Source organism: Oleiphilus sp. HI0043, from assembly GCF_001634935.1.
The window spans coordinates 1-1,124 of sequence record NZ_LWEY01000410.1 but is presented as its reverse complement, the minus strand read 5'-3'; the positions used below and the strand labels follow the sequence as shown (position 1 = coordinate 1,124).

Annotated in this window: 2 protein-coding genes; both read right to left on the bottom strand. The window is 42.3% G+C overall.

Annotated elements, in window-relative coordinates:
* On the bottom strand, positions 1-484 hold a 484-nt coding region (locus tag A3729_RS05365), incomplete at its 3' end, for a CYTH domain-containing protein (RefSeq protein ID WP_197475591.1).
* A 93-nt stretch (positions 485-577) separates the two neighbouring features.
* The coding region (locus A3729_RS05360) for a porin (protein WP_156497693.1) at positions 578-1,124 on the bottom strand (547 nt) is incomplete at its 5' end.

Below are 1,124 nucleotides of genomic sequence, written 5' to 3'. Positions count from 1 at the left end.
GCTCAATTTCTTTGATTGGCAGACACTTACCTTTTGACAACACCTCGCCCTGGTCAAAAGCTAATTCAATTTCGCTACCCTGCCATTCAATTAATACCTGATGCCTAACAAAGTTCGTCTCAAACACCGCATTTAAACTTTCCAAATTCATTCCTTCCGGCCAAACATCCAAGCCCTCTAGAAGTGAAATATCTAGCTTGTTATCCGCCAATTCCCATTCCCATTCACCACGTTCACTTAGACCGCTTACCGACTTCCCCTTGGTCTTCAAGGTTTGAATAAAAGCATCGCCTTTTTTCCGAACCCGCAAAGCCATTCGATGCTGGTTCAATATCTTATCAGGCGTATCATAGTAAATATTCTGCAAAGGCTTTCGCTGCAACTCAAGCACAAACCCCTGATTGCTCAAACACGCTTCCAAGCTCTCAAGCACAGCAAGACTTTCACCCACAACACTAAGTTTTAGTTCAATTTCTTTCGGCACAAAACACCTTATCGTTTGATTTACATAAATTTCAGGCAAAAAAAAGCCGGTGAAAGTCACCGGCTTTTTAGAGCTTAGTTCTAAACTTACAACTTAGAAGCTGTAGTTAGCGCCGATAGCTAGTACGTCAACATCCGCACCATCAACACCACCAAGGTCAGTAGACGTTGTGTATTCTAGAGCTACAAACAAATGATCTGTTACATTATGAAGAGCTTGAAGCGCAATTGTCGCTTCGTCTTCTGCACCATCATAAGACTTCATACCATAACCTAGAGCAAACTGGTTCTGACCCATTGTGTACATGCCCTGCAAACCAATGTAATCAACTGTATCTGACATGCTTTCGTAACCAAGCATTACAGTAATATCATCCATTGAGTAAGTAGCACCTAAACCAATAGTATCTTCTGCTTCAACACCAGCTTCTTCGCGACCCATAGAGTATGCAAAAGCAAGTTCAAGGTTATCCATAGCGTATTTAGCAGCTAAAGCACCAGCGAATACAGAGCTGCTTTCAACTGGCAAAGTTACACCAACAGTTAAACCGTCAGCAATCTCAGGAGAAACATATTGTAGGTTCTCAACTTCGCTATCTGCAGCCAATTCGCCTTCTAAGCCAACAAACTCAGAAGTGTCT